The sequence below is a fragment of the Thermoflexus sp. genome, from assembly GCF_042408365.1.
Lineage (GTDB): Bacteria > Chloroflexota > Anaerolineae > Thermoflexales > Thermoflexaceae > Thermoflexus.
In genome coordinates, this window is record NZ_JBHOQJ010000171.1 from 1 (window position 1) to 7,537 (window position 7,537).

The 7,537-nt window shown below is 63.8% G+C and carries 7 protein-coding genes; 3 read left to right on the plus strand and 4 right to left on the minus strand.

The window, feature by feature from the left end; translation table 11 throughout:
* Positions 1-315: 315 nt before the first annotated feature.
* From ACFMO5_RS07965 to ACFMO5_RS07975, 3 genes are all read left to right on the plus strand, one after another.
* A complete protein-coding gene (locus ACFMO5_RS07965) occupies positions 316-996 on the plus strand; it encodes a helix-turn-helix domain-containing protein (RefSeq protein ID WP_376792219.1) in 681 nt (226 codons plus the stop codon).
* Complete coding sequence (locus tag ACFMO5_RS07970; protein WP_376792220.1) at positions 996-1,253, plus strand: hypothetical protein; 258 nt, start codon at positions 996-998, stop codon at positions 1,251-1,253. The genes ACFMO5_RS07965 and ACFMO5_RS07970 overlap by 1 nt, the downstream gene beginning before the upstream one ends.
* 467 nt (positions 1,254-1,720) lie before the next feature.
* On the plus strand, positions 1,721-2,236 hold the full coding sequence (locus ACFMO5_RS07975) for a hypothetical protein (RefSeq protein ID WP_376792221.1): 516 nt from the start codon (positions 1,721-1,723) through the stop codon (positions 2,234-2,236).
* Between the two features lie 63 nt (positions 2,237-2,299).
* On the opposite strand, the gene ACFMO5_RS07980 is transcribed toward ACFMO5_RS07975, so the two are convergent.
* Genes ACFMO5_RS07980 through ACFMO5_RS07995 form a run of 4 tightly spaced genes read right to left on the minus strand, consistent with a single transcriptional unit; the run spans position 2,300 to position 7,308 of the window.
* The gene (locus ACFMO5_RS07980) at positions 2,300-4,282 is read right to left on the minus strand and encodes an ArnT family glycosyltransferase (RefSeq protein ID WP_376792222.1); all 1,983 of its coding nucleotides are present in this window, start codon (positions 4,280-4,282) and stop codon (positions 2,300-2,302) included.
* Complete coding sequence (locus ACFMO5_RS07985; RefSeq protein ID WP_376792223.1) at positions 4,279-5,073, minus strand: class I SAM-dependent methyltransferase; 795 nt, start codon at positions 5,071-5,073, stop codon at positions 4,279-4,281. The genes ACFMO5_RS07980 and ACFMO5_RS07985 overlap by 4 nt, the downstream gene beginning before the upstream one ends.
* Positions 5,070-6,227, minus strand: coding sequence for a glycosyltransferase family 4 protein (locus ACFMO5_RS07990; RefSeq protein WP_376792224.1), 1,158 nt, complete (start codon positions 6,225-6,227; stop codon positions 5,070-5,072). The genes ACFMO5_RS07985 and ACFMO5_RS07990 overlap by 4 nt, the downstream gene beginning before the upstream one ends.
* Positions 6,228-6,276: 49 nt before the next feature.
* On the minus strand, positions 6,277-7,308 hold the full coding sequence (locus ACFMO5_RS07995; RefSeq protein ID WP_376792225.1) for an NAD-dependent epimerase/dehydratase family protein: 1,032 nt from the start codon (positions 7,306-7,308) through the stop codon (positions 6,277-6,279).
* Between the last annotated feature and the right edge of the window lie 229 nt (positions 7,309-7,537).

Genomic DNA, 7,537 nt, shown 5'->3' on the forward strand with positions numbered 1-7,537 from the left:
CGCCTTCGGCGGCCCCCAATCCCCAAAGACCTCCAAGGCCCATAAAACCTCAAAAGATATTAGGAAAAGCGCTACTCAGAACAGCCGTCCCTGATTATAATTTGATCCGTAATGCTTCGGCTACCCACTGTTGCGTGTTCATAGCTGATCATTGGAGACGCCAGGCAGTTTCCTGCTCCTCTCCGATGCCGCTTCGCAGGGAGAGCGGAGAGGGGGCTGCCAGGAACTGCACTCTCCGAAAATTGAGCTGGGGTGGGGCTGCCTCCGATACCCACAGCCCCAAGGGGCTTGATACCCGCTTCGGGAACCATGCTCATGGATGAACAGGAGCTTTTGATTATCCGCCGGAAGATTATTGGGATCGCCCTCCGACAGGCCCGAGAGGAAGCCAGGAAAACGATCCAGGATTGCGCAGCTCTGTTGGGGATTTCGCCTGCCCGTTATCGGGCCTACGAAGCCGGCCAGCGGGATCTCACGCTTCCCGAACTGGAAGCTCTCGCCTGGTTCTTCCAGCGGCCTATCTCCGCGTTCCTCGAGCCCGATCGTTATGCTCCTGCACCCACTGGGGATGGGATGGCCGAGGCGATCCATGAGTTGCTCACCCTCCGTCACCGGATCATCGGCTTGATCCTGCGTCAGGTCCGAGAGCGGGCCGGAAAAAGCCTCCGGGAGGTCGCGGCATTTCTGGGATGCACCCCCCGGCGGATCCGAGCCTATGAATCTGGGGAGCGCCCCATTCCGCTGGTGGAGCTGGAGCGGTTGTGCGCCTACCTGGGGGTTTCCCTTGCCGAGTTCTATGACACGGATAGCCCCATCGGGCAGGCCGTTCTCCTGCTGGACCAGATCGAGCGCTTCCGGACCCTTCCTTCAGAGATCCGGTCGTTCGTGACCGCTCCGGTCCATCTGCCTTACCTACGTCTGGCGATGCGCCTGGCGGAGCTGCCGGCGGATCGGCTTCGGCATATCGCGGAGGATTTGCTGGAGATCACCCTGTGATGTGGACCACGCCAGCGCTGATCCTCTTCTTGGGTGTGGGGACCGGGTTGCTCCGCCATGTCCTGGGCGGCGGGGGGATCAAACGCCTGGCTCTGGACCTCCTGTTGGGCTGTGTGGGGTTTGCCATCGGACATGGGCTCGGTCAGCTCCTCGCCCCAGGGTTCGGCCGAATTGGGACCACCGCGGTGATCCCTGGGCTGTTGGGGGCTGGCCTCCTCCTGGGAATCTTTTCGCTTCCTATTTCCCCCCATCGTTGATTCCCTCGCACGCGCCTCCCTATCCCTTTCCCTTCAAGCGTTCCCTATGACCCCGTTCCTGATATCTCATTCGCAACCCCCAAGCTCCCCCTGCGGGGATTCCCGGATGGGAAGGCTGCCGGCTGCTTTCAAGGAGTTGGAGCTCAGGCTTCGCGCAAGGGGAATGGCCCAACCCCATTTTTCCGTGGGGTGCGGGATGTCTTCGGGGGCCCGCACCCCACGGAAAAAACGTAATTATTCAGCCTGGTCCGATTCGGTTCGGAGCTCCCGAGAGAAGGCGGAAGGGCCCCCCCATCTTGGCATCGCGTGAGAACGGCTGAATAGTTACGAGAAAACGACCATTGCCGAACGGAGCGACCACCCGTTGGGACAGATGTCCCGGGAAAAGGGGGACGCGGGCCTCTGCCGAGTCGCGCACCTTCCGATTACAGTAAGAAGCGGAAAAACCCTTTACCGGGAGGCCTGCGATGGATCGCCTGGCACGCATTTGGTTGCTGCTCATCCAGATCGTTCTCGGTTACGAGTGGCTGCGCGGCGGCCTGGAGAAGCTCGAAACCGGCGGCGGGTTCGTGAAGGGATTGCCCCAGACCCTGGCCCGCTTCGCTGAGAAGAATCCTTATCCTTGGATGAAGGCTTTCCTCACCGGCCCAGCCACGGCCAACGCTACCCTGTTTGGGAACCTGGTTCAGTGGGGAGAGACCCTGGCCGGCCTGGGGCTGATCGCTGGCGCCCTCTACCTGCTGTTCCTGGCTCACCGCATGAACGGGACGTTGCGGCGGGTGGCCGGGATCCTGGTGGCCATCGCCCTGCTGGGCGGGATGACCATGAACGCCTTCTTCGGCCTGGCAGCTGGGCACCTGAGCCCCTCCACGTCGGGGATTAACCTGGTGATGTTCTTCTCCCAGCTCATGCTGCTGGGCTTCTGGATCGGTGTGATCTTCCAGCCGGTGGAGGAGCTCATCCTGCGGCGACGGCCGGCGTAAGGGGCAAAAGGGGGGCAAGGGCTCGGAGCCCTTGCCCCCCTGGATGCTGCTCGGTACCTGCCTTCAGAAAGGCCCCGGCGGGGCGTGAAAAACGAGGATCCCCAATCCCTCGCAATGGGTGCGGGGCCGGAGAACCCACCAACCTTGAGGATAGGCCGCTTGCAGAAGGGCCAAGGAGGCCCGATCCTCTGGATGCACCAGGTACAACTTGGGGCCCGGCAGACGCTGATGGGCCTCCACCGCTTGCGGGAGATCTTCATGCCAGATGGTATGGGGCCAGTCCAGATCCCCGAGCCACATCCCGATCAGCCGTGAATCGAACCAGTAGGGATAGGCGACGTAAAAGGCGTTCGCCTCCGGCCCGCCCCCGGCATAAAACCCCTGCAGGATCTCCGCCGCATCCGAGGCGTTTAAGGCAATTTGACAATAGATCTGCGCGTATTCCCGGAAGATGCGGTCCGCGTTGAGGCGGATCAACGCGACGGCCAGCAGCGCCGCCATCCCCAGCCCGATCCACCGTCGGCCGTCCCCTCCGATCCTGCTCCACCTCGCGGTCCACAGGGCGGGGACCAGCGCGGCGAAGACGAGGACCGCCGGCAAGGCCCCTGCCGCGCGCACGGCGCTGGGGTTCTCCCGCGGGAAGGTCAGGTTGTAGGCGGAGGGCAAGAGCATAACGAACCCCGCCATCAGCCCGGCGAGCGGAACCGGATCCCGATGGTGGAGCATCCAGAGCCACGCGGCCACTCCACCCAAGAGGAGAAGCGCCCCTAGCACCGGGTCGAGCATCGGCCGCAAGGGGATGGTCGCCACATAGACCTCATCCCCGGTCCAATGGAACATCAACAACGCCCGGCGGATGTTGTCCGTCAGGATGAACAGGGGGTTTCCCTCGATCGGCTTCTCCCACGTTGAGACCCGGGTCATCAGTCGATAGAAGAAGACCTCCGGGAAATCCACGATGAAGCGCAACATCGGGGTCAGCACCGGAAGGGCCGTCAGCATGCCGATCAGGAAATCCCCCGCCCGCCGCCACCCTTCCGGAGTCCGCCACCCCCGCTGGGCCAGCCATACGACTAGGAAGGCGGCCGGGAGGGCCGCCAGCATCCCCCGGAAGGGGGAGTAGCCATACAACCCGACCCCCAGAAAAAAGCCCATCCACAGGAAATCCACCCGCCGCCCGGTCCGCAACCCGCGCACCAAAAAGGCCAGCGACCAGGCCGCAAACGTCGGTAGGAAGGGATAGCGCAGCCCCGCCCGGGAGGGGATCACCGCCCAGGAAGCGACCGCGCTGAGAAGCATCGCCCAGATCCCTCCATGGCGTCCCCAGAGGGCTGTCCCAAGGAAATACATGGCGGGCAGGAGCAACAGGCCGATAAAAGCGGTGCCTACCTGGAGGGTGAACTTGTGCAGGGGCATGCCGAGGAGCCGGACGGTGGCCGCCGCCAGGTAGAACTGGAAGGCCTCGCGGCCGGTGTTGCGGGGGAAGAAGATCCGGTACTCGCCGTTGAGGACATCCCGGACATCCAGCAGTTTCTCCGCATGGTCGCTGTTCACGTCCAGGGGGAGGTTCCAGAGGTCCCAGTAGCGGAAACCGATCCCCAGACCCAAGAGGAGCAGGAGCAGCCAATGGTGCCCGCGCACGAGAAAGCCATCTCGGGGGACCCGCGGGAGCGGCCCGTTCCACCAGGCCACGAACCAAGCGATCACGCTCAGCGCCCAGGCGATCACCCCTAGCAGGCGAAACCGATTGCCCCCGCTGTCCAGGAAAGCCAACAGCATCAACCCCACACTCAACCCGAGCCACGGCCAGCGCACCGTGGGGAGATCTGGGACAGCTTCCCGAAGGGGATGTTCCACCACCAGCCAAGCGGGGGTTCGCGCGAGGGCCCAGACCAGAAGGAGCGCAGCCCAGGCATAGAGGGCCAGCCCCCAGGGATCCGGGGCCTCCCGAGGGCTGTGATCCAGGCGAAGCTGAGCGAGGACGGCGAGGAAACCCGCGCTCCCGATCATCAGGGCGCTCCCCGCCTGGGTTCGCGCTCCCTTCATTCAGCCCCCTCCCGCCGCGCGATCATAAAGAAATATGCGCCCTCCGAGCCAGGAGGTTCCGCATAAAAGGGTCGCAGGACCCGCTCCACGGGCCACAGGCTCCACCGCCAAGGGGCCAGGATCCAACGTCCGAAGAGCCTTTTATATATCAACGAAGGAAGACCATAAGGATGGCCCCATTCCAGAAGGGCCGTGGCGCTGCGGGAGAAATAAAACCACCAACGGAGCGGGCGCAGGCCCGCCCGCCCCAGCCGGGATGCCCAAACCTCGGGGGCGTCGCAATGGTAATGGCGCGAGATCCGGTTAAAGAGCCGCCCGTAGGCCTCCGCAGCCCGGCCCAGCCCCAGCCGACGCAGGAGCCGGTAAACGGAGAGGAACTCCACGAAGCGATGGCTCGGCGAACAGAACAGGAAATATCCTCCGGGACGGAGGACACGAGCCACCTCCTGAAGAACAGCCTCTACATCCGGGATATGCTCCAAAACCGAGTTGCTGATCACGGTCCGGAAGAAGCCGGCGGGAAAGGGCATGCGGGCGCCATCCGCCTGAACCACCCATCGATACGCCCGCCGGGCAGCGGCTTCCCTCAACGCCCGCCGTTCGGGATCCAGCCCCACCATCACCTTCCCCGGGAAGGCGATGGTCGCAAAATGGCCATCCCCGCAACCCAAGTCCAGAACCGGCTCCGGCATCTCCAGGCCCTGATAGAACCGGGCTTCAACCCCCCGCAGCAGCGCCCGGAAGGCAGGGACCTCTTTGAGGTGGAGCCAGAGGGGATCCGGCGCCTTCATCGCTGATAGGCCTCGATCAGCTCCTGAAAGAGGGCTTCGTAGGCTGCAGCCGTCTTCTCGATATGATAATGCTGCTCTACCCACTCCCGAGGTCGGCAGAAGGCCGGGCGGTTCGCCAGCACTTGGAGGATCGCTTGGGCCAGGGCCTCGCTGTCCCGCGGGGGCACCGTCAACCCCATCCCGGTGGTCCGGGTCGGCACCCGGACCCCCGGGAGGTCGCTGGCCACCACGGGGGTTCCGCAGAGCATCGCCTCGACCTGAACCAGGCCGAAGGACTCAGTGGCATTGAGACTGGGGAGCACCACCACGTCGCAGCTGGCGAAGAAGGCCGCCATCTCCTCCGGCTCCAGCACCCCCACGAAGGTCCAATGATCCCGATAGCGCTCGAAGAGGGGGGCCAACCGTCGGGCGTAAGCCTCCTCCCCCAGAACATTCTGGTAGGGTCCGGCGAAGAGGACCCGGGCGTTGGGGTGAACGGCGAGGATGTGGGGGAGCGCTCCGAGAAGATATTCCACCCCCTTCTCCGCCGCCAGCCGAGCCGCCATCCCGATGACCACCTGGCCCTCCAGCCCCCAACGAGTCCGGAAGGCAGCCACCGCCTCCGGCCGGGGAACCGGGATCTCCACGGGCGGGGGGATCACCCGCACCTTGTGCATGTAACGGGAAAGATAAGGGGAATGCCGGGCGTAGTCCTCGGTGTAACTCACGATGACATCGGCCAGGCGGGCGGCCAGATGGTCCATCCAATGAACGACCACGTTGGCCAAGCGGTTGATCAGACCCGGGGGAAGGGTGACGTCGCAGTGGTAAGTCAGGACGACCGGCTTGTGGAACAAACGTCCCCGCAGGGCGATACCGGCGGCATCGAACTGGGGCAGGTGAAGCCAGAGAACATCCGCCCAGCGGGCCAGCCGGGTGGCCCATAGCCCGATGGTGGGCATGATCACCCCCTTGCTGACCCGGAACCACACGGGCACCCGGCGGATCCGCACCCCATCCCGCGCTTCCTCCAGAGGAAGGCGCCGATCGTATTGGGAGGTCAGGATCCAAACCTCATGCCCCCTGGCCGCCAAAGCTCGGGCGGCCCGTTCCACGTAGATGGTCAGGCCGCTGATGTGCGGACGATAATAAGTGAGCGCTGTTAGGATCCTCATCGATGCTCCCGCTCGAGCGAAGAGACCGGGCTTTTCTTGCCACACCCCCTTATCGGGCGGCCAATGGGAGCTCCTCGCGCACCCATTCCACCAAACGGGTGAGACCCTCTCGCACGGAAACCTGAGGCCGCCAATCGAGATCCCGCATCGCTTTCCGGATATCACTGATATAGACCTTCTGGTCCCCCGCGCGCCAGGGGCCGAAGGCAGGGGGATCGGGCGGGCGACCCAAGAGCTCCGCCAACAGAGGGGCGAATTCCTGCCAGATTGAAAGCGTATTCTCCGGCCCACCCCCAATATTGTAGACCTGCCCGGCGACCCGATCGATGCGCTCCACCGCCGCCCGCATCGCCGCGATCAAATCGGTCACGAAGAGAAGGTCCCGCACCTGCTTGCCATCGCCATAGATCGTGATAGGGCGCCCGCTCATGGCGGAGATCACAAAGTGAGCGACCCATCCCTGATCCTCAGTGCCGAACTGGCGGGGGCCATAGATGCAAGACATCCGGAACACCACCGTGGGGAGCCCATAGATGCGGGCGTAGTCCCGCACATACTGATCCGCGGCCCCCTTGGAGCAGCCATACGGAGAATGGAAATCCAGAGGCTGGTGCTCATCGATCCCGAACGGCCGATCAGCATACCGGTAGCGAGTGGCCTCCTCCACCACCGGGACATCCTCCATCGCACCGTAAACCTTGTTGGTGGAGGTATAGAGGACGATCGGTCGGTGGCGGGCCTGGCGGGCTGCCTCTAGGATGTTCAGGGTGCCCAAAGCGTTGATCTCGAAATCCGTACGGGGGTCGATGAGGGAGGTGGTGACTGCCACCTGGGCGGCCAGGTGAAAGATCACGTCCACTTGGCGCACGATCTCCGCTACCGCCGGGAAATCCCGAACATCACCCCGCACAAAGCGGATGCGCCCGCCATGGCGCCCTTGGAGCCAAGCCAGGTTCCGCTCCACACCGGGGCGGGCCAACAGATCAAAGATCCATACCACCCAGCCCTCCGAGGCCAGGGTATCTGCCAAATTGGATCCGATGAAACCAGCGCCACCTGTGATGAGCGCACGAGGGAGCATCCAAACCTCCTGGATATGTTGGCATTCCCTTGAGAGGCACGGCGAAGGCTATTGCGTTGCCCGGCAGTCATCCCTCTCCGCAGCGACGAGCCCCAAATGTCAAGAATTCCAAGGGCTACGCGGTGAGGGGAATGGCTCCACCTCTCTATCCCCCTCCCCATGCGGCGAAGCCACATAGGGAGAGAGGAATCATTATTCTTATTCTTCGTGGGGTGCGGGCCGCCTTCGG

Coding starts and splice junctions, on each gene's coding strand:
- ACFMO5_RS07995 (WP_376792225.1), bottom strand. CDS start 7,308: ATGCTCCCTCGTGCGCTCATCACAGGTGGCGCTGGTTTCATCGGATCC.
- ACFMO5_RS07970 (WP_376792220.1), top strand. CDS start 996: ATGTGGACCACGCCAGCGCTGATCCTCTTCTTGGGTGTGGGGACCGGG.
- ACFMO5_RS07980 (WP_376792222.1), bottom strand. CDS start 4,282: ATGAAGGGAGCGCGAACCCAGGCGGGGAGCGCCCTGATGATCGGGAGC.
- ACFMO5_RS07990 (WP_376792224.1), bottom strand. CDS start 6,227: ATGAGGATCCTAACAGCGCTCACTTATTATCGTCCGCACATCAGCGGC.
- ACFMO5_RS07975 (WP_376792221.1), top strand. CDS start 1,721: ATGGATCGCCTGGCACGCATTTGGTTGCTGCTCATCCAGATCGTTCTC.
- ACFMO5_RS07965 (WP_376792219.1), top strand. CDS start 316: ATGGATGAACAGGAGCTTTTGATTATCCGCCGGAAGATTATTGGGATC.
- ACFMO5_RS07985 (WP_376792223.1), bottom strand. CDS start 5,073: ATGAAGGCGCCGGATCCCCTCTGGCTCCACCTCAAAGAGGTCCCTGCC.